The sequence below is a fragment of the Streptomyces sp. CB02980 genome (assembly GCF_014451325.2).
In the GTDB taxonomy this organism is placed as follows: domain Bacteria; phylum Actinomycetota; class Actinomycetes; order Streptomycetales; family Streptomycetaceae; genus Streptomyces.
This window is the reverse complement of the sequence record NZ_JACSCH020000004.1, coordinates 398,602-424,724: the sequence shown is the minus strand read 5'-3', so window position 1 is coordinate 424,724 and position 26,123 is coordinate 398,602. Positions and strand designations below refer to the sequence as shown.

Here is a 26,123-nt window from a genome sequence, read left to right as displayed (position 1 = left end):
ATCCGGGGGCGGGCGGGAGCGGCCCGCGCATCAGGGAGCAGTCGGGAGCGGTCCCTGCATCCGGCAGCAGGCGGAGCGGTCCGGAGCATCCGGGAGGCGCGCCCGGGAGCCGCCCGAAACACGCGGAACAGAACCGCGCCACACGGCACACCGTCACACAAAAGGGACATAGGGCATACCGCTTGCTACGTTGCGGCCATGACCGCACCGCGCACGGACGCTCCCCCGCCCGGGGTACGCATGCCGAAGCGCCGCGGCGTGGAACTCTCCCTCCTCGTCTGCGCCGTCCTCATCTGCGTCTACGGGTACGCCGAGGTCGGCCTCGCCCGCAGCGGGGCCGTACCGCCCGACGCCGCGCGCTACGGGGCCGGGCTGGGTCTGCTCGCGCTCGTCGCCCATCTCGCGGTCCGGTTCCGCGCCCCGTACGCCGATCCGCTGCTCCTGCCGATCGCGGTCCTGCTCAACGGCCTCGGCCTGGTGCTGATCTACCGGCTCGACCTGGAGACGCCGAAGGACCAGGCGGCGACGACGCAGCTGATCTGGTCGACGCTCGGGGTCGCGCTCTTCATCGTGGTCGTGCTGCTGCTCCGCGACCATCGCGCGCTCCAGGGGTACGCGTACGTGTCGGTGGCCGCCGCGCTCGCCCTGATGATCCTGCCGATCTTCTTCCCTGCGGTGAACGGCGCCAAGATCTGGATCCGGCTCGGCGGTCTCTCCTTCCAGCCGGGCGAGTTCGCCAAGATCCTGCTCGCGGTCTTCTTCGCCGCGTACCTCGCCGCCAACCGCAACGCGCTCGCGTACACCGGCCGCCGGATCTGGAAGGTCCAGCTCCCGACCGGGCGGGTGCTGGGGCCGATCGTGGCGATCTGGCTGCTGAGCGTCGGCGTGCTCGTCCTCGAACGGGACCTGGGCACCTCGCTGCTCTTCTTCGGCCTCTTCGTGATCATGCTGTACGTGGCGACCGGCCGGACCGGCTGGATCGCGGTCGGGCTCGTCCTCGCCGCCGCCGGTGCCTTCCTCGTCGGCTCCCTCGAACCGCATGTGCACAGCCGGGTGCAGGACTGGCTCGACCCGTTCGCCTCGATCCGGGCGGGGGACGGGCCCGGACAGCTCGCCCAGTCGCTCTTCTCGTTCGCGGCCGGCGGGATGCTCGGCTCGGGGCTCGGGCTCGGCCATTCCGTCCTCATCGGCTTCGCCACCAAGTCCGACTTCATCCTGGCCACCGCCGGTGAGGAGCTGGGGCTCGTCGGCCTGACCGCGCTCTTCCTGCTGTACGCGCTGCTCGTCGCCCGCGGCTACCGCGCCGGCCTCTCGCTGCGGGACCCCTTCGGGCGGCTCCTCGCGATCGGGCTCGCCTCGATCGTGGCGCTCCAGGTGTTCGTGATCGCGGGCGGGGTGATGGGCCTGATCCCGCTGACCGGGATGGCGATGCCGTTCCTGGCGCAGGGAGGGTCGTCGGTGGTCACGAACTGGGTGATCGTGGCGCTCCTCATCCGGGTCAGCGACTCGGCGCGCGCACCGCAGCCGGACGACGCGGACACGGGGACGCTCGCACCGGTGAAGGAGGGGGCCTCGTGATCCGGCAGCACGCCCCGGGGGGCCTCGTGGTCAGGCCGCACGCCCCAGGGGGCCCCGCGATCAGGCCGCACGCCCCAGGGGGAACCCCGTGATCCGCTACGCCCGGCGGGCCGCCGCGCTCTGTCTCGTCCTTCTCGTGGCGCTCCTGGTCAACTCCGCACGCGTGATGGTCTTCGAGGCCGAGTCGCTCGACGCCAACCCGGCCAACCGGCGCATCGCGATCAACCGCTACGCGCAGCCGCGCGGCGAGATCGTCGTCGACGGGAAACCGGTCACCGGCTCCCGGGACAGCGGACAGCAGCTCCGCTGGGAACGGACCTACCGCCAGGGACCGTTGTACGCGCCGCTCACCGGCTACTCCTCGCAGACGTACGGCACGACCCTCGTCGAGCACGCCGAGGACGCGATCCTGGCCGGCACCGACCCGATGCTGGCGCCGCTGCCGCTCTGGAACGACCTCACCCGGGGCCGGCAGCCCGGCGGCGACGTCCTGACGACGATCCGCACGTCGATGCAGGAGGCGGCGTTCCGGGGACTCGACGGGAAGCGGGGGGCGGTCGTCGCGGTCGAGCCGCACAGCGGCCGCATCCTCGCGCTGGTCAGCTCGCCCTCGTACGACCCGGGTGTCCTCTCCGGTACGGGGAAGGGGGTCAAGGACGCCTGGAAGGGGCTCACCACCTCGCCGAACCAGCCGATGCTGAACCGGGCGCTGCGGCAGACGTACCCGCCGGGTTCCACGTTCAAGATCGTGACGGCCGCGGCGGCGCTCGACGCGGGGGTGGTACGGGACGTGGACGCGCCGACGGACACCCCGGACCCGTTCGTCCTGCCCGGCACCCGGCAGGTGCTGCCGAACGAGGCGAAGGGCTGCGGCGACGCGTCCCTCGCGTACGCGATCCAGTGGTCGTGCAACACGGTGATGGCCGGCCTGGGGGTGGAGGTGGGCCTGGAGGGGATGGTCGACACGGTGGGGAGGTTCGGCTTCAACGACACGGGGCTGCGGGTGCCGTCCTGGGTGGCCAAGTCCAACTTCGACCGGGAGATGAGCCCGGACCAGCTCGCACTGTCGTCGATCGGACAGTTCGACACGACGGCGACGCCGCTCCAGATGGCGATGGTGGCGTCGGCGGTCGCCAACAACGGCGAGATCGCCCAGCCGTACCTCGTCGACCGCACGACGACCTCGGGCGGGACGACGATCGACCGTACGGGCCGCCGCAGTTACCGGCAGGCGATGAACCCCGCGACGGCGATGCAGCTCCAGCGGCTGATGGTGAAGGCGGTGACGGAGGGGACGGGGACGAACGCGGCGATCCCCGGGGCGCGGGTCGGCGGCAAGACCGGCACGGCCCAGCACGGCTTCGGCAACACCGGCACCCCGTACGCCTGGTTCATCGCCTGGGCGCAGGCGGAGGACGCCGCCCAGCCGGCGGTCGCGGTGGCGGTGGTCGTCGAGGACGCGGAGGCGTCCCGCACGGACATCAGCGGGGGCGGCAGCGCGGCGCCGATCGCGCGGGCGGTGATGGAGGAGGCGCTACGGCTGGAGGAGGCGGCGCGGGGGTAGGAGGGAGCGCGGGGGTGCAGCCCTTGGGGACTGCGCCCCGGCGGACCCGGCACCCCCAACATGGCCCTCCGCCCTCCGCGCTCCGTCCGCGCCCCCGTCAGGCGTCAGGCGTCAGGCGATCGGCTTGCGGATCTCCGCGCGGATCTTGGCCGTCTTCTCGGCGAGGTCGGCCAGGTCGATGTCCTTCGGGTCGGCCGTGGCCTCCCCGGCGCCGACGAGGGCGATGGCGGCGGCGGTGTTCTCGTCGCCCCAGGCGCACATGGGCAGCGTCGTCGTGCTGAGTCCGTCCTTCGACGTGGTGACCTGGCAGCTGACGGTCACGCCGTACCCGGCGGGGGTGAAGTCCCTGGGCTTGACGACGAGCTTGGAGCCCTTGTCCGTGGCGGCCCCCTTGAGGATGGACGAGCGGGTGGTACCGGGGCTCTTGATCTGCCCGTACAGCCCGGAGAGGACGAGGACGGACTCGTCCTTGCCGCTGTACTGCCCGACCGCCGCCGTCGCGTCCTTCACGGTGAAGTCGGGTGTGTCCTCGATCTCCTTGCCCTGGGTGTCGGAGAGGTCGGAGACGAGGGTGAACTCGCCGTCGAGGACGGTCTGCGGGACGACCAGCTTGTGCGTCGCCTCGGGGAAGGGACCGGTGACGCCGTCGAGCCCGGCCTTGACCCCGTAACCGATGCCGCCGACCACGACCAGGGAGCCGACGACGATGGCGACGATCGCGCCGGCCGACAGCTTCTTCTTCGGCGGCGGCCCCATGGGCGGCCCGCCCCAGCCGCCGGGGCCGGGCCCCGGGCCCGCCGGGTACTGCGGCGGAACACCGTACTGGGGGTAGGTCTGTTGGGGGTGGCCCGGCGGCGGGAAGCCCTGCGGGGCGCCGTACGGGCCGGGCTGCTGCGGGGGCGGCACCGGCCCGCCGTACGGGTTGTGGGGCGGCTGGTTCGGCGGTGGCGGCATGGTCATGACGGGCACGCTACGTCACCCGTACGACAACCCGTTCTTCCGAGTGCGGGCCGGGCCGGATGACGGGGCTCGGCCCGGGGACTCAGCCAGGGCTCGGCCGGGGCTCGGCCCGGGGACTCAGCCCTGCGCCGCCCCGTCCGCGATCGCGTCCGCGACCTCCGCCACCCGGGCCTGCTCCTCCTTGGCGAAGCGCTCCGCGTCGAGCTGTTCCGCGATCTCCTCGTCCTGGGTCATGAGGAGATCGAGGTTGGAGTCGCCGAGGTCGAAGACGCCCATGTCGAGGTAGGCCTGCTGGAGGCGTTCGCCCCAGAGGCCGATGTCCTTGACGCAGGGGACGATCCGGCTGAAGAGCAGCTTGCGGAAGAGGTGCAGGAACTCGCTCTGCTCGGTCAGCTCCTCCGCCTCCTTCCGCGGGATGCCGAAGTTCTCCAGGACCTCGACGCCGCGCAGCCGGTCGCGCATCAGGTAGCAGCCCTCGATGACGAACTCCTCGCGTTCGCGGAGTTCGGCGTCGGACAGCTGCTTGTAGTAGTCGCGCAGGGCCATCCGGCCGAAGGCGACGTGCCGGGCCTCGTCCTGCATCACGTACGCGAGGATCTGCTTGGGCAGCGGCTTGTCGGTGGTGTCGCGGATCATGCCGAAGGCGGCGAGGGCGAGGCCCTCGATGAGGACCTGCATGCCGAGATAGGGCATGTCCCAGCGGGAGTCGCGCAGGGTGTCGTCGAGGAGGCTCTGGAGGTTGTCGTTGATCGGGTAGAGCATGCCGATCTTGTCGTGGAGGAAGCGGCCGTAGATCTCGGCGTGCCGGGCCTCGTCCATGGTCTGGGTGGCCGAGTAGAACTTTGCGTCCAGGTCGGGGACGGACTCGACGATCCGGGCGGCACAGATCATGGCGCCCTGCTCGCCGTGCAGGAACTGGCTGAACTGCCAGGAGGCGTAGTGCCGGCGCAGGTCGCCCTTGTCCTTCTCGGTCATCATCGCCCAGTGGCGGGTGCCGTGGAGGGTCAGGACCTCGTCGGGGGTGCCGAGGGGGTCGTACGGGTCGACCTCCAGGTCCCAGTCGATCCGGGTGGCGCCGTCCCACTGTTTGTCCTTGCCCTTCTGGTAGAGGGCGAGGAGGCGCTCGCGGCCGTCCTCGTACTCCCAGGAGAAGCGGGCCGCGCCGGTGGCGGGGACCTGCCAGCTCGGAGTGGACGGGGCCGTGGTGTAGAGGTCGCGCGTCGACACTGACGCCTCCTTGGGGGGGTCGGGCCTTTTCCCGTGGTGCGAGTCCTGTGGCCAGGCCAGGCTCACACGTTGGTAGACGGATCGTCAACAAGTCGCGCACAAGGGATTGACGACGCTACTGACGGGCAGTCTGATAAAGGGTGACCACCGGTGACGTCCCGCCGTCGCGACGAGCACAACGAGGTGCGCAGACCATGACCCCCTTCACCGAGTCCCCGGCGACCACGAGGTCCACGGAGCCGGACTTCAGCCTCCTCAGGGACGCCCTGGGGCCGCTGCGCGACCGTGAGCAGGTCGCCGAACGGCTCCTGGAGTCCTCCCGCAAGCACTCCTACGACCCGGACGTCGAGCTCGACTGGGACGCGCCGTTCGAGGACGGCAAGTGGTTCTGGCCGCCCGAGCTGCTCTCCCTGTACGACACGCCGCTGTGGCGCACGATGTCCGAGGAGCAGCGCATCGCGCTCTCGCGCCACGAGGCGGCGTCGCTCGCGTCGCTCGGTGTCTGGTTCGAGATCATCCTGATGCAGCTGCTCGTCCGGCACATCTACGACAAGTCGCTGACCAGTCATCACGTCCGGTACGCGCTGACCGAGATAGCGGACGAGTGCCGGCACTCGATGATGTTCGCGCGGCTGATCCAGCAGGGCGGGACCCCGGCGTACCCGGTGCCGAGGCTCTACCACAACCTCGCGCGCCTGCTGAAGACCGTGTCCACGACCCCGGGCTCGTTCGCCTCGACGCTGCTCGGCGAGGAGATCCTCGACTGGATGCAGCGGCTGACGTTCCCGGACGAGCGGGTGCAGACGCTGGTGCGCGGGGTGACCCGCATCCATGTGGTCGAGGAGGCGCGCCACGTGCGGTACGCCCGCGAGGAACTGCGCCGCCAGATGGTGACCGCGCCGCGCTGGGAGCAGGAGTTCACGCGGGTGAGCTGCGGAGAGGCGGCGCGGGTCTTCTCGACGTGCTTCGTGAACCCGCAGGTGTACGAGGCGGTGGGCCTGGACCGGCGGGAGGCGGTCGCGCAGGTGAGGGCGAGCGGGCACCGCCGCGAGGTCATGCAGTCCGGCGCGCGCCGCCTGACGGACTTCCTGGACGACATCGGGGTGCTGCGAGGGGTGGGGCGACGGTTGTGGAGGTCGTCGGGGCTACTGGCGTGAGCCGCGCGGCGCGGCGCCTGCCGGGGGTGGGGTGGGGTGGGGCTGCCGGGGGTGGGGTGGGGCTGCCGGCCCGCCCTCCGCGGGCCGCACCAGGTGGGGCGCGAAAGGGTCCCGCTACGCTGCGGAGCATGACTGCCGCCGCCACCCCCGCGTACCGCAGGCTCAGCGTCGAGGCGCGCCGCGGCCAGCTCCTCGAAGCAGCCCAGGAGCTCTTCGCCCACCGCACCCCCGAGGACGTCTCCCTCGACGACGTCGCCGAGGCGGCCGGCGTCTCCCGGCCCCTCGTCTACCGCTACTTCCCCGGCGGCAAGCAGCAGCTCTACGAGGCCGCCCTCCGTTCCTCCGCCGACGCCCTGAACCACTGCTTCACCGAGCCGCCCGTCGGGCCGCCCACCGAGCGGCTCGGCCGGGTGCTCGACCGCTACCTGGCCTTCGTCGACGAGCACGACGCCGGGTTCAGTGCCCTCCTGCGCGGCGGCAGCGTCGCCGAGACCTCCCGTACCACCGCGATCGTCGACGAGGTCCGCCGCGCCGCCGCCGAGCAGATCCTCGTCCACCTCGGCGTGGACCGCCCCGGCCCCCGCCTCAACATGCTGGTCCGCACCTGGATCGCCGCCGTGGAAGCCGCCTCCCTCATCTGGCTCGACGAGGACAAGCGGCCCCCGGCCCGCGAGCTGCGGGAGTGGCTCGTGGACCATCTCATCGCCCTCCTCGCCGCGAGCACGGCCAGCGACGAGGAGACCGCACGCGTCGTCGGACGCCTCCTCGCCCAGGAGACGCCCGAGGGACCCGTGGCCCGGCTGGCCCGCCGGGTGATCCCGGTGGTCGGCGAGGCCGCCCATCTGCTCTGAGCAGGAATCGGAAGCCGGAGGGGACACTGGAGGGGTGAGAAGCCAGAACACCTCCTTCCGTGGCGGCCCCCTCGACGGCCGGGTCCTGCCGATCCTGCTCGGTCCGACCGGCCACCCGCCGAAGTGGTACGAGATCCCGGTCCCGGCCCACGACGGGAACCCCCCGACCCTTCACACCTACCGCCGCGAACCCGCGGGCTACACGAAGCGACTGGGGCTCCAGCGCGGCTGGGTCTACGAGTACGCCCCCGAGGGCCGCGAGCGTCGCGAGCTGAAGTGGCCGTGGTCGAAGCCGAGCACCGGCACGACCGCTCCCCGGGACGCCGCTGAGCCGAACGAGTGAGGACGCCGGACTCGCCCCCATACGTACGGTAATCACATGAAGTGACGCGTCATCATCCCCGTGGAGGTGGTGACGTGTCGCGAAGGCTGCTGCGAACGGTCTGCACGGGGGCCCTGGCCGCCGCGACCGCCCTCACAGGCGTCCTCCCGGCGGGCGCCGCCGCTCCGGAGCCACCCGCCGACCCCCCGGTGGAGGCACCGATCGCCTGGGCGGATCCGGCTGCGGAACCGGTGGAACCGGTTGACCCGGACGCGACCACGACCACATCACCCAAGGCACCCACGTCTTCCACGGCTGAGACGAACGAGGCGGGCGAGACGGCTGAGGTGGGCGAGACGGCTGAGACGGCGGCCTCGCAGGACCCGGCCGGACCCGTCACCCCCGTCACCCCCGTCACCCCCACCGACCCCACCGACGACGCCGACGACGCCGCCGCCCTCCCTCCCCCCGGCGGCGACTCCGTCACCGCCCTGCTCACGCGGATGCGGACGCTCTACCAGCAGGCCGAGGAGGCGACCGAGCGGTTCAACGCCGCCGAGGAGGCGCTGAAGCTCCAGACCGCCGACACCAAGAGGGTCACCGCCCGGCTCACCGCCGCCCGTACCGCGCTGGCGCAGGGGCGCGCCGCGGCCGGACGGATCGCCCGGGACCAGTACCGGGGCGGGTCCGAGTTCTCCTCCTACCTGCGGCTGCTGTTCGCGCCGGATCCCCAGTCGGCGCTCGACCAGGGCCATCTGATGGCGCGGGCCTCCCGGGACCGGGCGTCGGCCGTGCCGCGGCTCGAGAAGGCCGAGCGGCAGGCCGGCAGCCTGGCGAGTGCGTCCCGCAAGGCGCTCGACCGGCAGCAGACCCTCGCCGCCACGCAGCGCACCCGGCGCGACGAGGTACGGGCCCGGCTCACGGAGGTCGAGAAGCTGCTCGCGTCGCTCTCTCCCGAGCAGCTGGCCCGGCTCACCGAGCTGGAGCGGGTCCAGACGGCGGGCGCACAGCGCGAGCTGCTCGACTCGGGCGTCCTGGGGGGCCGGCGCAGCCCGTCCGGGGCGGGTGCGGAGGCGCTGCGGTTCGCGGTGGGTCAGATCGGCAAGCCGTACGAGTGGGGGGCGGAGGGTCCGGAGACGTACGACTGCTCGGGGCTCACCCAGCAGGCGTGGGCGGCGGCGGGCCTGGAAGTGCCGCGGACGAGCCAGGAGCAGTGGGCGACGCTGCCCCGGGTGCCGCTCGCGGAGCTCCGTCCCGGGGACCTGGTGGTGTACTTCCCCGGCGCGACCCATGTGGCGGTCTATCTCGGCGAGGGCCTGGTGGTGCAGGCGCCGCGGCCCGGCGGGAAGGTGAAGGTCTCCCCGATCGCGGCGAACCCGCTACTCGGGGCGGTGCGCCCGGATCCGCACGGGGAGGTCCTGGCCGCGTACACCCCGCCGGTGCTGCCGGCGGGGGCGAGGGACGGCGGGGACGAGGGGTACGACCGCGGCTGAGCGTCAACTGCCCTGCAACACACCCCTCTTGCCCTCGCACGTAATATGCAACAAGCTGTTCGGGTCCTTACTCGCCGCATCTTGCCCGAACGGACGCGGAGCCCCGCCATGCCCGGACTGCTACCCCCCAATGGCCCCCAACGCACCCTTGCCGTCTCCAACTTCGTGAACACCGTCGGCAGTGGGCTCTTCCTGACCGCCGGGGTCCTGTACTTCACCCAGGCCGTACACCTGTCGGCCGCCACGGTGGGACTCGGGCTCGGTATCGCCGGGACCCTCTCCCTCGCCGTGGGGATCGGGGTCGGCCATCTCGCGGACCGGTGCGGGGCGCGGGGCGTGTACGTGGCCACGCTCGCCGTACAGGCGGTCGCGACCGGGACCTTCGTCTTCGCGGACAGTTTCTGGCCGTTCGTGCTCGCGGTCTCGACGGCCACCGGGGCGAAGGCCGCCGGACTGGCCGCGCGTGCGCCGCTCGTCCGGCACTACGGAGGGGAGCGGCCGCAGGAGTTCCGGGCCTATCTGCGGGCCGTGACCAACGTCGGCATCTCCCTGGGCGCTCTCCTTGCGGGCTGGGCGGTCCAGGTCGGCACGCTCGGTGCGTACCAACTGCTCGTGCTGGGCAACGCGCTGGCGTTCGGGGCCTCGGCCGTCGTGCTGCTCCTGCTGCCGCCGGTGGCGCCCTCGCCCGTCGCCCGGGGGCCGCGGTGGATCGCGCTGCGGGACCGGCCGTATCTCGCGCTCACCGCGCTCGACGGGGTGATGGCGATGCAGTTCAAGGTGCTGACGGTGGCGATCCCGCTGTGGCTGGTGGGGTCCACCCGCGCCCCGCACTGGCTCGTCTCGGGCGCGATGCTGGCCAACACCGTGATCGTCGTGGGACTCCAGGTGCGGGCGAGCCGGGGCATCGACTCGCCGCGCGCGGGCGGCCGCGCCTACCGTCGCGCCGGAGCGGCGTTCCTCGTCTCCTGCGCGCTGGTCCCGCTCTCGGCGGGCGCACCGGTGGCGGTGGCGGTCGCCCTGCTCCTGGCGGCCGTCGTGGTCCACACGATCGGCGAACTGTGGCACTCCGCGGGCGGCTTCGAGGTGTCGTACGCCCTCGCCCCGCCCCGCGCCACCGGCCAGTACCTGGGTGTCTTCGGCCTCGGCGCGGGCCTCTCCGAGGCGGTCGGCCCCGGCCTGCTCATCGCGCTGTGCATCGGCTGGGGCCGTCCCGGCTGGTACCTCGTCGGCGCACTCTTCGCCCTGACGGGTCTGCTGGCGCCGTGGGCGGTCCGCCGGGCGGAGGCCGCCGGGCGCTACGAGAAGAGGGAGATGACCCCGAGGACCCAGACGCCCACCATGACGACGGTTCCCGCGAGGGCGCCGGCGCCCGCGACCACTCCCGCGAGCGTCCAGCCCCCGGGTTCCGGTGCGTCGGCCTCCTCGCCCCGGTCCGCCGCGTAGGACTCCGGGTCGTCCCAGTCGACGGGGTGCCCGAGCCGCTCGGCGCAGGCGGTCCGCACCGCGGCGAGCTGCTCGGCGGCGAAGGAGGTCGCCGCCGGCGCCTCGGGCCCGCGCCAGGCGAGGGCCTTCATCCGCCACCCGGGAGTCCCGTAGCGCTTCTCGAAGGCGGCGGTCTCCTCCGCGTCCCGGTCCTCTTCGAGGTACATCCAGCGCCCCGCCTCGGCCGCGTCCCCGTACAGCCGGTACACCTCGGCGAGCCGGCGCCGCAGCGTCAGGTCGTACGGAAACGACGAGACCAGCCCACGCAGCCGCTGCCGCGCCATGGGGACCCGCCCGGCGTCGAGGTCGGCGTCCACGCGAGCCAGGGTGTTCGACTGAGGCATGGACACATCATCGAGCACGGGGGCGGACAACTCGATCCGTTTTACGACCGCAGTCCACCGCGGTGGACTGCGAGAGCGGACGCGACCTACACCTTCGACCTGGCCGTCAACATCGCCACTGACGCCCCCTGCAACGTCACCAACACTGCCACCGTTCAGTGGTCGAACGTGCCCCTCAGGGACTCGGCGAGCGACCCCACTGTCATCACCGGTAACGGCTGCAACGGAGGCAGCGGCGGCGGGATCTCGATCCTGCCGCTCGACCGCTCTGCCGGGAACACGCGACGCCTCTGCCCGTCAGCGGACCGCTGACGGGCAGAGGGCGGGGTGACGAGATCCGAAGGCGGGCACTACCGGCCGGCGCGCGGCTCGGAGGCGGTCCGGGCCGTCCGTGGGCCGTCGGAGGGGTGCCGATGGTCACCGACAACCACCGACGGCAACCGCTCCGACACAGGTCAGCGGCCTGTCAGCTGCCGGCGACCGAGGCCAGGTACGCGTTCGTCTTCTCGGGGTCGAAGAAGAAGTTCTCGAAGTCCGACGGGTCGTTGAAGCCGTTCGCGAAGCGGTTCGCGACCGGCTGGAGCCCGCCCGCGGCGCCCAGGAGGTTCAGGACGTGCTCCGGCGGGGGCGCCAGCATCGCGTTCGTCCACTTGGTGACGTGCTGCGCGGTCTGCCAGTAGCGGTCGAAGGCCGACTGCATCCACTCCTCGTCGAAGGGCTTGTCGCCCTGTTCGACGATCGCCGCCAGATACGCGGCCGCGCACTTCGACGCCGAGTTCGAGCCCTGGCCGGTGATCGGGTCGTTGGCCACGACCACGTCGGCCACGCCGAGGACCAGGCCGCCGCCGGGCAGCCGGCCGATCGGGTTGCGGACCGTCGGCGCGTACCGGCCGGCGAGGGTGCCGCCCGCGTCGGTCAGCTCGACCTTGGTGGCCCGCGCGTACTCCCAGGGCGTGAACTTCTCCATCAGCTCCAGGGTCAGCGACAGGTGCTCCGCCGGGTCCTTGATGCCCTTGAAGGCGTCGAGCGGACCGCCGGGGACGCCCTCCCAGAAGAGGATGTCCGCGCGGCCGCCGGTCGACAGCGTCGGCATGACGAACAGCTCGCCCACACCCGGCACCACGTTGCACCGCACCGCGTCGAAGTCCGGGTGCTCCGGGCGCGGGCCGAGGCCGTGGACGTACGCGACGGCCAGCGCGCGCTGCGGCTCGCTGTACGGCGAACGGGACGCGTCCCGGCCGAACATGGAGACCAGCTCGCCCTTGCCCGCCGCGACGAGCACCAGGTCGTAGCTGCGCGAGAAGTAGTCCAGGTCGCTGACGGCCGCGCCGTGTATCACCAGCTGGCCGCCGCGCTGGGCGAAGGTCTCCATCCAGCCGGCCATCTTCACCCGCTGGTCGACCGACTGCGCGTACCCGTCGAGCCTGCCGACCCAGTCGATGGCGCGGGCGGAGTCGGGCGCGGCGACCGAGACGCCGAGGCCCTCGATGCGCGGTGCCTGGGACTCCCAGAAGTTGAGGCCGAGGTCCCGCTCGTGCTGGAGCGCGGTGTCGAACATGCACTGGGTGGACATGACCCGGCCGGCCCGGATCTCGTCCGCCGTCCGGTTCGACATGAGGGTGACCTCGTACCCCGACGACTGGAGTCCGAGGGCGAGCTGCAGACCGGACTGGCCGGCGCCGACTATGAGTATCTTCCGCATGGGTGGTGCTCCTGGCGTGACGGGGAGAGCTGAGCGATCTATTCGGGGGTGTGTTCCAGCGCGTGGGCGACCATCGCGAGCAGGCTCTCGACGACGCTGTACCGCTTGCGCGCGTCCATGATCACCACGGGGACGTGCGCGGGCACGGTCAACGCCTCCCTGACGTCGTCCGCCTCGAACAGCTCGGTGCCCTCGAAGTGGTTGACGGCCACGATGTACGGCAGCCCGCAGCTCTCGAAGTAGTCGAGGGCCGGGAAGCAGTCCGTGAGCCGCCGCGTGTCGGCCAGCACGATCGCGCCGATCGCCCCGCGCACCAGGTCGTCCCACATGAACCAGAAACGCTGCTGTCCCGGCGTACCGAAGACGTACAGCACCAGGTCGTTGTCGAGGGTGATCCGGCCGAAGTCCATCGCCACCGTGGTGGTGAGCTTGTCCGGCGTGGCGGTGAGGTCGTCGGTCTCCTCGCTCGCCCGGGTCATCAGCGCCTCGGTCTGGAGCGGGGTGATCTCCGAGACCGCGCGCACGAAGGTGGTCTTGCCGACGCCGAAGCCGCCCGCGACGACGATCTTCGTCGCGATCGGGGCGCGGGTGTGGTCGAGCTGCCAGTCCTGCGCGCCGTCCTCGGCGTCGGGCTCGGCGGTGGCCGACGCGGCCGCGGCCGATGCGGTCGTATCCCGCTGGAACAGGTCGGCCGCGGGGGCCTGGGGCTGCGCGGGAATGCCCGTCACCGCCGGTGATCCGGTGTCGGCATCGGAGACGGCGGAGGCGTCAGAGACGACGGAGTCCACTCAGCACCCTTTCGAGGAGCGCGCGGTCGGGCTGCCCGGTGCCGTGACCGGTCCCGTACACACGGATCTTTCCCTGGTCGGCCAGGTCGCTGAGGAGCACCCGGACGACCCCCAACGGCATCTTCAGAAGCGCCGAGATCTCCGCGACCGTCCGCATCCGGCGGCAGATCTCGACGATGGCCCGCATCTCCGGCATCAGACCGCGGGCGCCCGGCCCGCCGTCCGTCAGGAGCTTGCGCACGGCGGGCGCTTCGAGCGCCGCCACGAAGGTCTCGACGAGCAGGACATGGCCGAAGCGGGTCCGCCCGCCGGTCAGCGAGTACGGGCGTACGCGCGCGGGGCGGCGTCCATCTCCTCGTACGGGCAGCCGGTGGGCGTGGAACCCCGAAGAAATTGACGTCACTGGGTGCTCTCCATCGATTTGCGCAGCTCGCTGCGGACTTCGGGGGTGAGTACGTGACCGGCGCGGCCCACGAAGAGCGCCATGTGGTAGGCCACCACGCTCATGTCGCAGTCGGGCGTGGCGTGGACGCCGAGCAGCGAACCGTCGCTGATCGACATGACGAAGACGCTGCCCTCCTCCATCGCCACCATGGTCTGCTTGACCCCGCCGCCGTCCATCAGGCGTGCGGCGCCGATGGTCAGGCTGCCGATGCCGGAGACGATGGTGGCCAGGTCGGCGCTGGAGCCGCGCGGCCCGTTCGGACGGCCGGCTTCGGCGGCGGCCGTCGTGGTCTGCTGGGCGGCCGGGTCGGACGAGAGCAGCATCAGGCCGTCGGAGGAGACGACGGTGACCGAGTGGACCCCGGGCACCTCCTCCACCAGATTCCCCAGCAGCCATTGCAGGTTGCGGGCTTCCGTGCTCAGTCCGAACGTTCCCGTCGCGGTCAACTGCGTGCCTCCTCGACTGTGTCCCCCGTCATCTCCTCTGTACGTGCAGTCCTTACGTCATCTATCCGCGCCGTCTCCATCTCCGCCTCCACGTCGCGGCGCCCGGCCTTGGCGCCCTGGTGGAAGCCGCCGAGGCGGCGGCGCAGGGCCTCCGCGTCCACGCCGCCCTGACGGGGGGTCGTGGTGGCGGGGCCGGCGGGGCGGGCCACCTGCGGGGTGCGCTTGGGCAGGCCCTTGTCGGTGACGCGCTCCCACTGCGGGGTACGCGGCCCGGGAACCGGCTGGTCGGTGACCGGCTCGGGGGCGGCGGGAGTCTGCGGAGCCCAGGGCTCCTCGTGGCGGGCGGGAGCGGTGACGTCCGCCGTGCGCTCGTGGGCGTCCGGCTCCGGCGGCGGGTCGGGCAGCCGGACCTGGAGCGTGGTCTCGGAGACGCTCTCGCCGAGGGGGGCGGGCTCGTCGTGGGTGAGCTCGGGCTCGTACGACTGCGCCTCCGGCTCGTACCGCTCCTCCGACCCGTACCGCTCCTGCGGCTCCGGGTCGTACGGCGCCTCCGCCGGCTCCCGCTCGGGCTCCGGCTCCTGGTCCCGCTGCTCCCTCGCCGCCGTCACCTCGGCCTCCAGGAACGCCCGCTCCGCCGCCTCGACGAGGGGATCGCGGTTCCGGGACGGCAGCGTGTTGGAGTTGGCCTCGGCGACCGAGCCGGGCAGGTGGAGCGTGGGTGCCGCGCCCGCCACCCGTACGGGCTCCGTCACGGTGGTCGGCAGGGCGGTGGGGAGCAGGGGCTGCGGCAGGACCACGACGGCCGCCGTGCCGCCCGGCTGCTGCTCGCGCAGCTCGACGCGGACGCCGTGGCGGGCGGCGAGCAGGGCGATGACCCGCATGCCGAGGCCCTCGCCGTCGAACGCGGCGGGGTCGGCCTCGGCCAGGCGCGCGTTGAGGTCGGCGAGCCGGGAGGCGGTCATGCCGATGCCCGCGTCCTGCACCGAGAGCATCACCTCGCCGGACTCCAGGAGCCAGCCGGAGAGCTGGACCTCGGCGTCGGGCGGCGAGAAGGAGGTGGCGTTCTCCAGGAGTTCGGCGATGAGGTGGCTCAGGTCGTCCGCGGCGAAGCCGGCGATCTGGGCGTGCGGCGGCAGGGACTGGATGGTGACCCGCTCGTACCGCTCGATCTCGCTGACGGCGGCGCGCAGCACGTCGACCAGCGGGACGGGCCCGGCGTGGCCGTGGACGTGCTCGTGCCCGGCGAGGACGAGGAGGTTCTCGCTGTGGCGGCGCATGACGGTCGCCAGGTGGTCGAGCTTGAAGAGGGTCGCGAGGCGGTCCGGGTCCTGTTCGCGCTCCTCCAGCTTCTCGATGACGCCGAGCTGTCGCTCGACGAGCCCGAGGCTGCGCAGCGAGAGGTTGACGAAGGTGTGGTGGACGGTGCTCCTGAACCGTTCGAGGTCGGCGGTGAGGAGCGCGACCTGCCCCTGGAGTTCGGCGCGCTGGGTGGCGAGCTCGGCGCCGAGGGCCTCCTTGACGGCGACCAGGTCGGTCCGGTCGTCGGTGAGCCGCTCGGTGTGCGCGGCGAGGCCGGCGAGCTTGCCGTGCAGGGTGTTGAGGGAGCGGACGACCTGCGCGAACTCGTCGTTGCGGCCGGTGAAGCGGATCAGTTCCTCGGCGCCGGGCTCGGGGGCGGCGGCGAGCCGGGCGGCGCCGATCCGGAGGACGGCGAGCGGCCGGGTGAGGGTGCGGGCGACGTACGTGGAGATGCCGATCGCCACGATCAGACAGCCGCCGAGGAAGGCGATGCGCAGTTCGAGGGCGGTGACGTCGTCGTCGCGGAGCGCGCCGAGGCGTTCGACCCGCTCGGCGGCGAGGGCGGACTCGACGCCGCGCATCTGCTCGATGCGGGCGGAGACGGCGGCCTCGAGCCCGGCCGGGTCGGTCTCGCGCTCGGTCTCCGTCAGCCGGGGCTGGTCGGTGAGGGAGGCGAGGGAGCGCTCGGCGCTCTTGACGTCGGGGCCGGCCACGGTGGCGGCGAGGGAGTCGCGGGCGGTGGAGCCGGCGGCCTGGTCGAAGTCGCCGAGGGCGGCGAGCTCACGGACCCGGGCCAGCTGGGCGGCGGCGGTGAGGGTGTCGCGGGCGCGGTCGGCCTCGGCGGCGCCCTCGGGCACGTCGGGGACGTAGGTGCCGGTCTCGGCGTCGTAGTGGACTTCGCCGGTGGGCTCGGGCTGAGGCACGGAGAGCGCGGCGAGGAGCAGGCCGCGGGTGGCGGAGGCCTGTTCGACGGCGCGGCCGAGGGCGGCGGGGGCGCGGGTGGCCTCGGTGAGCGCGGTGTCGGAGGCGCGGGCCGGGGTCTTGTCGGCCAGCTCGTCGGCGAGGGCCTGGAGCTTGGTGATGACCTCCGAGTACGCCCGGTGGGCCTCCAGGGCCGTGCCCTTGCCGGTGAGGGCGGACCGGCGGACGGAGGGGACTCCGGCGAGGTCGCGGCGGAGCTCGGCGGAGGCGGCGGGCCGGATCTCGTCGATCTGGCGGTCGACGCGGGTCGATCGTGTGCTGGTGATCTGGCGCCTGTGCTTGGCGTCGCCGCTCTGGGCGTCGCGGCCGGCGGCGATGTAGGCGACGACCTCGTCGCGCTCGTCGGCGAGCGAGTGGGCCAGGGTGACGGCCTGCCGGTCGAGTTCGGCGAGGGTGACCAGGCTCTGGGAGTCGTTGAGCTCGGTGGAGGCGGCGAGGATCGCGGGCGCTCCGGCGACGAGGACCGTGATGCCGACGAGGGCGACGCCGGCGACGAGGCGGTTGCGGACGCGCTTGGGGCGGCCGGCGGGGGCGCTGCCGGGGGAGGTGGTGCCGTGGGGGGCGCTGCCGGTGGGCGCCGCGGCGCCGTCCGGGGTCGGCACCGCACCGGGGGTCTGGCTCCGCGTGCCGTTCTTGCTCCGAGGCCGCTTCATCTGCACCGGTGCTCGCATTCTTGATTCGTCCGCCCACAAAGCAGAGGTGACGGCCGGTCACATGGAGCGCCCCCACCCCTGGTACGGCTTCCGACCATTCCAGCGCTTCTGGGAAGGGGGCGCGCATCGGCCGCTCCGCCACCCGAACGAGTGAACAACACTCCTGAGTTGGCGAACAACTTCTCCGGGCGGGCCGAGGAGGCCCCGAAGGGCCCCGGTTGGATCTTCCGCGCGGGCTTTGGCAGGATGCCCGCCCGCAGCTTCCCGGAGCCCGCGGCTCCGGCTGCCCGGGGTCCTCCGCCGGGTTGGTACAGGCCATTTCCGCACGTTTGCAGGTCCGGTGAAGACGTACACCCGGAAGGTGCGCCGCTCCGGGCACACTGGTGGTCATGCGCAGCGACGTCGCCACCCTCCCCGGCAGCCCCGAACACCCCAACGAGGACTGGGTGGCCGCCGCCCTGCCCGCCTCGGGCGGCGGGGGAACCGTCGTCCTCCTCGACGGCGTCACACCACCGGTCGGCGATGACGGTTGTGTGCACACGGTGCCGTGGTTCACCGCGCGCCTCGGCGGATCTTTGACCGAACTGTCCGCTTCCCGCCGGGACATGCCCTTGTCCGAGATCCTGTCACGGGCAATCCGGCGCACCGCGGACGCCCATCGGGGCACCTGTGACCTTTCTCACGTACGTACGCCCCAGGCGACGGTCGTGCTCGCCCGCTGGGACGAGACCTCGGTCGAACACCTCGTCCTCTCCGACTCCGCGCTCCTCCTGGAGTCGCCGGACGGGGCCGTACGGGCCGTGCTGGACGACCGGCTCGACCGCGTCCCCGAGGAGATCCTGCGGTCCCTGGCGGCGACGGACCGGCTGCGGAACCGGGAGGGCGGCTTCTTCACGGCGGCGGCCGACCCGGCGGTCGCCGGGCGGGCGGTGACGGGGACGAGTCCGCGCGCGGAGGTACGGGCCCTGGCGGCGCTCACGGACGGGGCGAGCCGCTGGGTGGAGCTGTTCGGCGAGGGCGACTGGACGGACTGCTTCGGCGTTCTGCGCAAGGAGGGCACGCTCGGGCTGCTCCATCGCGTGCGCGCCCTGGAGGCGGCGGACGGGTCGGCCGGCGGGACGCGCCGCTGGAAGCTGCACGACGACGCGACGGCGGTACTGGTGGAGCTGGGCGCCGGCTGAGGCGGCGGTGCCGGTGGGGCTGGGGGCCGCCGAGCGGCGGTGGTGCTGGTGGACCTGGGGCCCGCCGAGCGGCAATGGCACTGCTGGAGCCCGTGGTCCGCCGAGTCGCGGCGGCGCCACTGAGCCCGGCGGCCCGCCGAGCGGCGGCGGCGCTCCTGGACCGGGTTCCGCCGAGCGGCGGCGGCCCGCACGGGCCCGTTCAGCCCTCGGATCGGACGTTGAAGTGGTTCAGGAGGCGGGCGAGTTCGGCGACCTCTGCGCGGTCCCAGTCGGCGAGCTTGCGGACGTACCGCTCGCGCCGCGCGTCCCGGACGTGCCGGAAGCGGTCCCGGCCCTCCTCGGTGAGCCGGACCAGCGAGGCGCGTCCGTCGGCGGGGTCGGGGTCGCGGGCGACGAGCCCGAGGTCTTCGAGGGCCCGGAGCTGCCGGCTCATGGTCGCCTTGCCGACCCCGAAGTACCCGGCGAGTTCGGTGGCCCGCTGGGGGCCGGCGTCGTCGAGCCGTACGAACAGGCCGTAGGCGGCGGGCTCCAGTTCGGGGTGGACCTCACGGGCCATCTCGCCGGACTGGGCACGGGCGCGGCGCAGGAAGACCGCGAACTCGCGTTCGAGCGCCAGGAACTCCCGGTCGACCCCGCCGGACGGGGCGAGGGGCTCGCCGCCGACGGTCGGCGGGACCCCGCCTTCATTTCCCGTACCGCTTCCGTGCACGTCAGCACCTCTCACACGTTCTCCGGCGACCCGCCGACGGCTTTCCGGCCGCTGAAAGTTTCTTTCGGCCGAGGCCATCGCCGCAGCTCTTCCAGTATTTCGCAGGCGTAGACCAACGGCGGTATCCAGGCCCCCTTCCATGGGCCGGGTCTACGTGCGTAGCGTCGTCCACGACGCCCTGCTGACATGTCCACACCATGAATGCCGGACGGGCGTCCAGGACCGTCGACATCGCTCCCCCCACCGATCCTTTCGGAGGCACGCAATGCGTGTGCACAGATCCGGAACGACCCTCGCCGGCGCCGCGCTCGCGGCCCTGACCCTCCTCATCCCCCTCGCCGCGTCCGCCGGAGCCGCCCAGGACCCGGGCGTCCACAAGGCACCCCCGCGCGGCTCCGCCAGCATGGGCATGGGCGTCCTCGCGCACGACGGGCGCGGCAGCGCTCCCGGCGGCGCCTCCGCCCAGGCCGTCCAGACCGAAGGCGTGGACGTCTCCAGCCACCAGGGCAACGTCGCCTGGTCCACCCTGTGGAACAGCGGCGTCAAGTGGGCCTACGTCAAGGCGACGGAGGGCACCTACTACAAGAACACCTACTTCAACCAGCAGTACACCGGCTCGTACAACGTCGGCATGATCCGGGGCACGTACCACTTCGCGACCCCGGACACGACGACGGGCGCGGCCCAGGCGGACTACTTCGTCGACAACGGCGGCGGCTGGTCGAAGGACGGCAGGACGCTGCCGGGCGTGCTCGACATCGAGTGGAACCCGTACGGCGCGACCTGCTACGGCAAGTCCCAGGCCGGGATGGTGGCCTGGATCCGCGACTTCGTGAACCGGTACAAGGCCAGGACCGGCCGGGACGCCGTCATCTACACGGCGACCAGCTGGTGGACGCAGTGCACCGGCAACTCCTCCGCCTTCGCCACGACCAACCCGCTGTGGATCGCGCGGTACGCCGCGTCCGTGGGCGAACTCCCGGCCGGCTGGCAGTACTACACGATGTGGCAGTACACCTCCTCCGGCCCGACGGTCGGCGACCACAACCACTTCAACGGCGACCTCTCGCGGGTGCAGGCGCTCGCCAACGGCTGACGTCTCCCGCGTACGGCGGCCCCCGGGTGTGCGGCACCCCGGGGGTCGCTTCGGCTTTTCCGGCCCTCCCCCTTGCTTATTGGTATGGACCAATGCGAGGCTCTACGGCGATCGCCCGGGATTCAACTTCCGTGCGCTCAGCGCGCGTTGCTCGTCCGTCCTCCCCCACGCACGAGAGAGAGCCCCCGCATGCAAGCCACCCGCCGCACCGCCGCCGGCGTCGCCACCCTGTCCGCCGCCGCAGCCCTCGTCACGCTCACCCCCACCACCGCCGGCGCCCACGGAGCCGTCTTCAACCCCGTGAGCCGCGTCGCCGCCTGTTACGCGGAGGGTCCCGAGACCCCCAAGTCACAGGTGTGCAAGGACCTCGTCGCCGACTCCGGCACCCAGCCGCTCTACGACTGGAACGAGGTCAACATCGCCAACGCCGCCGGGCAGCACCAGGCCCTCATCCCGGACGGCAAGCTCTGCTCGGCGAACCGCGAGAAGTACCGGGCGCTCGACTGGGCGCGCACCGACTGGCCGGCGACGGCGGTCGCGGCGGGCAGCTTCGCCTTCAAGGTCCGGGTGACGGCCGCCCACTCCGGCACCATGACCGTCTACATCACCAAGCCGGGCTTCGACCCCACGCAACCGCTGAAGTGGTCGGACCTGGACGCGACCCCCGTCGCCGTCTACAACACCACCCGCACGGCCACCGACGGCTACTACAACTTCACGGGCAACCTCCCCGCCCGCACCGGCCGCCACATCGTCTACAAGGTGTGGCAGCGCAACGACAGCCCCGAGGCCTTCTACAGCTGCTCGGACGTCACCTTCGGCGGTGCGGCCGCGCAGCCGGCCGCGGCGAAGGCCCAGGCACCGAGCGAGGCGAAGATCGCGGCGGGCGCGTCCCTCTCCACCGTGAGCCACGCGGGCCACGGCGGCGACGAGCAGGCCCCGGCCCCCTCCGCCGAGACGGCCGACACCCCCTCCTCGCCGCTGCCCATGGCCCTCGCGGGCGCAGGCGCCCTCGCCGCCTTCGGCGCGGGCAGCCTGCTCCTGGGCCGCCGCCGGAACTCGTCGGCCTCCTAGGAGCCCTCCGGAACCGTCCGGCTCCCGGGGCGCGGTCCCGAGAGTCCTAGGAGCCGGACGTACCGAGCGGGAAGAGGGCGGTGAGCCGGGGTATCGCCACCCCCTCCGGACGAGACCCCCGGGCCTCGCCGCCTTCTTCCCACTCCCCCTCGAAGCCCCCCTGCTCACCCTCGAAGTCCCCCTGGAGCTCGTCCGCGAGCTCCTCGGCACGCTCGTCCACGGCGTCGTCGAACTCCTCGCCGTGGTCGTCCTCCTGGCCGGTCAGCTCGTCGTACGCGTCCTGCGCGACGTAGTCCAGCCCCTCCCACTCCGGCCACTCGTCGTCGTCCCACTCGTCCCGGTGCCGGCCCACCAGGGCCCGTATCCCCGGCGCGTCGGCCAGCGCGTCAGGGTCGGCGACGACCGAGTCGTACACCTTCCGCCCCTGCCCGACCAGCCAGAGGGTGAAGTAGTGGAAGCCGTCGTCGGTGCAGGCTCCGCTCTCGATCCGGTTCGCCGCCCGCCACAGCGCGCGGGTGCCCGCGACCTCGCACGCGTCGTCGAGGCGCACCTGGAACTCCACGCTCTCGGCGGCCAGGCGCCGGAGCAGCTCCGTGCGCAGCCACTCCGTCCGCTCATCCAGGTCTCCGGTGCGGCGGCTCAACTCGTCGATGAGAGCCCAGAAGGCGTCTTCGTTCATGCGTACGAGCATGACACCCCCGGCTGACATCCGGGTGACGATTTACCTGCGAGTATGCGCACCCGCCGGGCATGACGGAGGGGTGCCCCCTGTCGAGGGCACCCCGCTCCGTCTCTCCGTCGTACGGGTGTCGTACGGGAGCTACGCCGCCGCCACTCCCACCGGCACCGCCGCCGGCGCCAGGGCGATCTCCAGGACCTGGCGGACGTCCGTCACCGGGTGGACCTCCAGCCTCTCCAGGATCTCGGCCGGGACGTCGTCCAGGTCGGCCTCGTTCCGCTTGGGGATCACGACCGTGGTGATGCCCGCCCGGTGCGCGGCGAGGAGCTTCTGCTTCACGCCGCCGATCGGGAGGACCCGGCCGGTGAGGGAGACCTCGCCGGTCATGGCCACGTCCGTACGGACGAGCCGCCCGCTCAGCAGGGAGGCGAGGGCGGTCGTCATGGTGACGCCCGCGCTCGGGCCGTCCTTGGGGACCGCGCCCGCGGGGAAGTGGATGTGCACGCCACGGTCCTTCAGGCCGGTGACGGGCAGTTCCAGTTCCGCGCCGTGCGAGCGGAGGAAGGAGAGCGCGATCTGCGCCGACTCCTTCATCACGTCGCCCAGCTGACCGGTGAGGGTCAGCCCGGCGGCGCCGGTCTCCGGGTCGGCCAGGGACGCCTCGACGAAGAGGACGTCACCGCCCGCGCCGGTGACGGCGAGCCCGGTGGCGACACCCGGCACGGCGGTACGGCGCTCCGCGGGGTCCTGGGCCGACTCCGGCACGTGGTGCGGCCGCCCGATGAGCTCGCGCAGGTCGTCGGGACCGACCGTGAACGGCAGTTCCCGGTCGCCCAGTTCGTGCTGGGCCGCGACCTTGCGGAGCAGCCGGGAGATGGCCCGCTCCAGGGTGCGTACGCCCGCCTCGCGGGTGTATTCGCCGGCCAGCCTGCGCAGGCTCGCGTCCTCCAGGACGACCTCGCCGGGCTCAAGGCCCGCGCGCTCCAGCTGCCGGGGCAGCAGGTGGTCACGGGCGATGACGACCTTCTCGTCCTCCGTGTAGCCGTCGAGCCTGACCAGCTCCATGCGGTCGAGCAGGGCCTCCGGGATGGCTTCGAGGACGTTGGCCGTGGCCAGGAAGACGACGTCCGAGAGGTCGAGTTCGACCTCCAGGTAGTGGTCGCGGAAGGTGTGGTTCTGCGCCGGGTCGAGGACTTCCAGGAGGGCCGCCGCGGGGTCGCCGCGGAAGTCGGAGCCGACCTTGTCGATCTCGTCGAGCAGGATCACCGGGTTCATGGACCCGGCCTCCTTGATGGCCCGCACGATCCGGCCGGGCAGGGCGCCGACGTAGGTCCTGCGGTGGCCGCGGATCTCCGCCTCGTCCCGGACGCCGCCGAGGGCGACCCGGACGAACTCGCGTCCCATCGCGTGCGCGACGGACTCGCCGAGCGAGGTCTTGCCGACGCCGGGCGGGCCGACGAGGGCGAGGACGGCTCCGCCGCGGCGGCCGCCGACCACGCCGAGGCCGCGCTCGGCACGGCGCTTGCGCACCGCGAGGTACTCGGTGATCCGCTCCTTCACGTCGTCCAGGCCGGCGTGCTCGGCGTCGAGGACGGCGCGGGCGCCGCGGATGTCGTACCCGGCAGCGCCGTCATCGGATCGCTTGTTCCACGGGAGTTCCAGGACGGTGTCCAGCCAGGTGCGGATCCAGGAGCCCTCGGGGGACTGGTCGCTGGACCGCTCCAGCTTCTCGACCTCCTTGAGGGCGGCCTCGCGGACCTTCTCGGGCAGGTCGGCGGCCTCCACGCGGGCGCGGTAGTCGTCGGACTCGTCGCCCTCGGCCTCGCCGTTGAGGTCGCGGAGCTCCTTGCGGACGGCTTCGAGCTGGCGGCGGAGGAGGAACTCGCGCTGCTGCTTGTCGACGCCCTCCTGGACGTCCTTGGCGATGGTCTCGGCGACGTCCTGCTCGGCGAGGTGCTCGCGGAGCTGGGCGGTGGCGAGCTTGAGCCGGGCGACCGGGTCGCCGGTCTCCAGGAGCGCGACCTTCTGCTCGACGGTGAGGAAGGGCGAGTATCCGGAGTTGTCGGCGAGGGCGCCGACGCCGTCGATCTGCTGGACGCGGTCGACGACCTGCCAGGCACCGCGCTTCTTGAGCCAGCTGGTGGCGAGCGCCTTGTACTCCTTGATCAGGTCGGTGACCTGACCGGGCAGCGGTTCGGGCAGGGTCTCCTCGACGGTGCTGCCCTCGACCCACAGGGCCGCGCCGGGTCCGGTCGTGCCGGCACCGATGCGCACGCGGCCGAGGCCGCGGATCAGGGCGCCGGGGTCGCCGTCGGACAGTCGTCCGACCTGCTCGACGGTGCCCAGGACGCCGGTCCCGGCGTAGGTCCCGTCGACGCGGGGCACGAGCAGCACCTTCGGCTTGCCCGCTCCGGGCCGCGCGGCGGCCTGGGCGGCCTCCACCGCGGCGCGTACGTCGTTGTCGGACAGGTCGAGCGGCACCACCATCCCGGGCAGCACGACCTCGTCGTCAAGCGGCAGCACGGGCAGAGTGAGCGGCACGGACGGCTTGGAGTCAGAAGCCATGATCTCCCCTTCGGCAGTCAAGTTGAGCTATGCCGACTCAATGCATGTGAGCCCGTGAATGTTCCCGGACGCCCGTTCGCTCTGAGCGATCACTCTCGCACGGAACACTTTCGGCCGATGTAATGACTGCATGGATATTGCAGCTCTTACATCGGCGTGGGTGGCGGGCTGGACCGTCTCCCGGGGGACCCCGGCCGCCGTCCACGAGCCCTGGGGCCACCGGATCGAGGTGGGGCTGCCCCGGCACGTCGTACGGCACGTGCTGCCCGCCCCCGACGCGGCCACGGTCGGCGCGCTCTGCGCGCGGCTGACCACCCCGTACAGCTGGCTCAAGATCATGGCCGGGCCCGAGGACGCGCACGCGTGGATCACGGAGGGATGGACGGTCCCCGACGACCCCGGCTTCATGATGGTCAAGCCGCTGGACCCCGGCGCCCGGCCGGCTCCTCCCGAGGGATACGCCCGGACCACCGAGGTCACGGACGGTGTCATCCGGGTCCGTGTCCTGGCGCCCGACGGCACCCTCGCCGCCCGCGGCCAGATCGCCCCGACCGGTTCCACGGCCGTCGCCGACCAGATCGAGACCGACCCCGCGCACCGGCGGCGCGGGCTCGGCGCCAACGTCATGCGCACCCTGGAGGCGGCCGCCGCCCAGGCCGGCGCCGAGACCGGGGTGCTCGCCGCGACCACGGACGGCCTCGCACTGTACGACTCCCTCGACTGGCGCTACCGGGGGCCGCTCACGGGCATCGTCCGGGACGGCGGCGGGACCGGGGCCGGGACGGGGACGGGGACGGGCTGACGGTCGGGTCCGGTCCGCGAGCCGGAGGCCGGGGCACGGGCCCGAACCTGCCCGTCCGGCTGCGCGCGGTGCCCGTCACCCGGCATGCTCGGTCCATGGTGAGAGGCGTACGGGGAACGTGGTGCGGGACCCTGCTTCTGGTGGGGGTCCTGGTCGGCGGTACGAGCGGCTGCGGGCCGGAGACTCCGCCCGAGCCGGGCGGGCCGCCGTCGGGGGCGAGCGGACCGACCGAGCCGGGCGCCACGGCGACGACCTCGGCCCCAGGAGCCACGACGCCCCCGGGAGCCACGACGGCGCCGGGCACCACCACGGCTTCCGGCACCCCCACAGCTTCCGGCACACCCACGGCGGACCCCCACCCCGCCGAGGTCCTCGTCGAGGTCGTCGTCAACGGCGGCCTCGCCGGTGTCCGCAACAAACTCGTCGTCCACTACGACGGCTCCTGGACCAGCCGCTCCGGCACCAAGCAGCCCCGCACCGGCCGGCAGACCCCCGCCGAGGCCGCCGAGCTCCGGGCCGCCCTGGAGGACCCCGCGTACGCCCGGGTCCCGGAGCGGCCGACGGGCGACCCGGTCTTCGACGGCTTCCAGTACTACGTGACGTACCGCCACCGCCTCGTCGTCTCGGGCGACGGCGAGCGCCCTGCCGCGCTCCAGCGGGTCTTCGCCGCCCTCCCGGAGGGCGGCCCGCCGACGAACCCCTGAGCCGGGCCGCCGCGCCCCCGC

At 72.8% G+C, this 26,123-nt stretch carries 22 protein-coding genes and 1 pseudogene; 12 read left to right on the top strand and 11 right to left on the bottom strand.

Annotated features, from left to right (window positions below; genetic code table 11):
• Nucleotides 1-198 precede the first annotated feature (198 nt).
• The gene (locus tag E0F75_RS12145) at nucleotides 199-1,578 is read left to right on the top strand and encodes an FtsW/RodA/SpoVE family cell cycle protein (protein WP_187622515.1); all 1,380 of its coding nucleotides are present in this window, start codon (nucleotides 199-201) and stop codon (nucleotides 1,576-1,578) included.
• Nucleotides 1,579-1,666: 88 nt separating this feature from the next.
• Entirely contained in the window at nucleotides 1,667-3,142 is a 1,476-nt protein-coding gene (locus tag E0F75_RS12140; RefSeq protein WP_187622514.1) for a penicillin-binding transpeptidase domain-containing protein, read from the top strand.
• A gap of 111 nt (nucleotides 3,143-3,253) precedes the next feature.
• On the opposite strand, the gene E0F75_RS12135 is transcribed toward E0F75_RS12140, so the two are convergent.
• A complete protein-coding gene (locus tag E0F75_RS12135) occupies nucleotides 3,254-4,102 on the bottom strand; it encodes a hypothetical protein (RefSeq protein WP_187622513.1) in 849 nt (282 codons plus the stop codon).
• 117 nt (nucleotides 4,103-4,219) lie between these two features.
• Complete coding sequence (locus E0F75_RS12130) at nucleotides 4,220-5,329, bottom strand: ferritin-like domain-containing protein (protein ID WP_187622512.1); 1,110 nt, start codon at nucleotides 5,327-5,329, stop codon at nucleotides 4,220-4,222.
• Nucleotides 5,330-5,523: 194 nt separating this feature from the next.
• Between E0F75_RS12130 and E0F75_RS12125 the strand changes: the two genes are divergently transcribed.
• The 5 genes and pseudogenes from E0F75_RS12125 to E0F75_RS12105 all read left to right on the top strand — a co-directional run.
• A complete protein-coding gene (locus E0F75_RS12125) occupies nucleotides 5,524-6,486 on the top strand; it encodes a diiron oxygenase (protein ID WP_187622511.1) in 963 nt (320 codons plus the stop codon).
• Between the two features lie 128 nt (nucleotides 6,487-6,614).
• A complete protein-coding gene (locus E0F75_RS12120) occupies nucleotides 6,615-7,337 on the top strand; it encodes a TetR/AcrR family transcriptional regulator (protein ID WP_187622510.1) in 723 nt (240 codons plus the stop codon).
• Between the two features lie 34 nt (nucleotides 7,338-7,371).
• Entirely contained in the window at nucleotides 7,372-7,680 is a 309-nt protein-coding gene (locus tag E0F75_RS12115; RefSeq protein WP_187622509.1) for a hypothetical protein, read from the top strand.
• Nucleotides 7,681-7,754: 74 nt separating this feature from the next.
• Nucleotides 7,755-9,152, top strand: coding sequence for a C40 family peptidase (locus tag E0F75_RS12110; RefSeq protein ID WP_187622508.1), 1,398 nt, complete (start codon nucleotides 7,755-7,757; stop codon nucleotides 9,150-9,152).
• Nucleotides 9,153-9,197: 45 nt separating this feature from the next.
• Nucleotides 9,198-10,127, top strand: a pseudogene (locus tag E0F75_RS12105) (MFS transporter); the annotation flags it as partial.
• 320 nt (nucleotides 10,128-10,447) lie between these two features.
• Here E0F75_RS12105 and E0F75_RS12100 read toward each other — a convergent pair.
• The 6 genes from E0F75_RS12100 to E0F75_RS12075 all read right to left on the bottom strand — a co-directional run bounded on the left by E0F75_RS12100 (nucleotide 10,448) and on the right by E0F75_RS12075 (nucleotide 17,310).
• Nucleotides 10,448-10,978, bottom strand: a complete 531-nt coding sequence (locus E0F75_RS12100; RefSeq protein ID WP_187622507.1) for a DUF6584 family protein — start codon at nucleotides 10,976-10,978, stop codon at nucleotides 10,448-10,450.
• Nucleotides 10,979-11,444: 466 nt separating this feature from the next.
• Complete coding sequence (locus E0F75_RS12095; protein ID WP_187622506.1) at nucleotides 11,445-12,680, bottom strand: styrene monooxygenase/indole monooxygenase family protein; 1,236 nt, start codon at nucleotides 12,678-12,680, stop codon at nucleotides 11,445-11,447.
• Between the two features lie 38 nt (nucleotides 12,681-12,718).
• A complete protein-coding gene (locus tag E0F75_RS12090; RefSeq protein WP_374115393.1) occupies nucleotides 12,719-13,468 on the bottom strand; it encodes an ATP/GTP-binding protein in 750 nt (249 codons plus the stop codon).
• Nucleotides 13,449-13,871, bottom strand: a complete 423-nt coding sequence (locus E0F75_RS12085) for a DUF742 domain-containing protein (protein ID WP_187622505.1) — start codon at nucleotides 13,869-13,871, stop codon at nucleotides 13,449-13,451. Before E0F75_RS12085 ends, E0F75_RS12090 begins: the two co-directional genes overlap by 20 nt.
• The gene (locus E0F75_RS12080) at nucleotides 13,868-14,359 is read right to left on the bottom strand and encodes a roadblock/LC7 domain-containing protein (RefSeq protein WP_187622504.1); all 492 of its coding nucleotides are present in this window, start codon (nucleotides 14,357-14,359) and stop codon (nucleotides 13,868-13,870) included. The genes E0F75_RS12085 and E0F75_RS12080 overlap by 4 nt, the downstream gene beginning before the upstream one ends.
• Nucleotides 14,356-17,310: a nitrate- and nitrite sensing domain-containing protein gene (locus E0F75_RS12075; RefSeq protein WP_187622503.1), complete on the bottom strand. Its 2,955-nt coding sequence runs from the start codon at nucleotides 17,308-17,310 to the stop codon at nucleotides 14,356-14,358. The genes E0F75_RS12080 and E0F75_RS12075 overlap by 4 nt, the downstream gene beginning before the upstream one ends.
• 371 nt (nucleotides 17,311-17,681) lie before the next feature.
• On the opposite strand from E0F75_RS12075, the gene E0F75_RS12070 reads away from it, so the two are divergent.
• Nucleotides 17,682-18,473: a protein phosphatase 2C domain-containing protein gene (locus tag E0F75_RS12070; protein WP_187622502.1), complete on the top strand. Its 792-nt coding sequence runs from the start codon at nucleotides 17,682-17,684 to the stop codon at nucleotides 18,471-18,473.
• Between the two features lie 199 nt (nucleotides 18,474-18,672).
• On the opposite strand, the gene E0F75_RS12065 is transcribed toward E0F75_RS12070, so the two are convergent.
• A complete protein-coding gene (locus tag E0F75_RS12065) occupies nucleotides 18,673-19,182 on the bottom strand; it encodes a MarR family winged helix-turn-helix transcriptional regulator (RefSeq protein ID WP_187622501.1) in 510 nt (169 codons plus the stop codon).
• Between the two features lie 265 nt (nucleotides 19,183-19,447).
• Between E0F75_RS12065 and E0F75_RS12060 the strand changes: the two genes are divergently transcribed.
• Both E0F75_RS12060 and E0F75_RS12055 read left to right on the top strand, forming a co-directional pair.
• On the top strand, nucleotides 19,448-20,278 hold the full coding sequence (locus E0F75_RS12060; RefSeq protein WP_187622500.1) for a lysozyme: 831 nt from the start codon (nucleotides 19,448-19,450) through the stop codon (nucleotides 20,276-20,278).
• A gap of 189 nt (nucleotides 20,279-20,467) precedes the next feature.
• Nucleotides 20,468-21,352, top strand: a complete 885-nt coding sequence (locus E0F75_RS12055; protein ID WP_187622499.1) for a lytic polysaccharide monooxygenase — start codon at nucleotides 20,468-20,470, stop codon at nucleotides 21,350-21,352.
• A gap of 46 nt (nucleotides 21,353-21,398) precedes the next feature.
• Here the strand turns inward: E0F75_RS12055 and E0F75_RS12050 are convergent, their stop codons facing one another.
• On the bottom strand, nucleotides 21,399-22,031 hold the full coding sequence (locus E0F75_RS12050; RefSeq protein WP_229312646.1) for a DUF4240 domain-containing protein: 633 nt from the start codon (nucleotides 22,029-22,031) through the stop codon (nucleotides 21,399-21,401).
• Between the two features lie 141 nt (nucleotides 22,032-22,172).
• Nucleotides 22,173-24,596: an endopeptidase La gene (gene lon / locus E0F75_RS12045; RefSeq protein WP_187622498.1), complete on the bottom strand. Its 2,424-nt coding sequence runs from the start codon at nucleotides 24,594-24,596 to the stop codon at nucleotides 22,173-22,175.
• A 130-nt stretch (nucleotides 24,597-24,726) separates the two neighbouring features.
• Between lon and E0F75_RS12040 the strand changes: the two genes are divergently transcribed.
• Both E0F75_RS12040 and E0F75_RS12035 read left to right on the top strand, forming a co-directional pair.
• The gene (locus E0F75_RS12040) at nucleotides 24,727-25,398 is read left to right on the top strand and encodes a GNAT family N-acetyltransferase (RefSeq protein WP_187622497.1); all 672 of its coding nucleotides are present in this window, start codon (nucleotides 24,727-24,729) and stop codon (nucleotides 25,396-25,398) included.
• Nucleotides 25,399-25,493: 95 nt separating this feature from the next.
• Nucleotides 25,494-26,102 (top strand): hypothetical protein, encoded by a 609-nt coding sequence (locus E0F75_RS12035; protein WP_187622496.1) that lies wholly within the window; start codon nucleotides 25,494-25,496, stop codon nucleotides 26,100-26,102.
• Nucleotides 26,103-26,123: the final 21 nt, after the last annotated feature.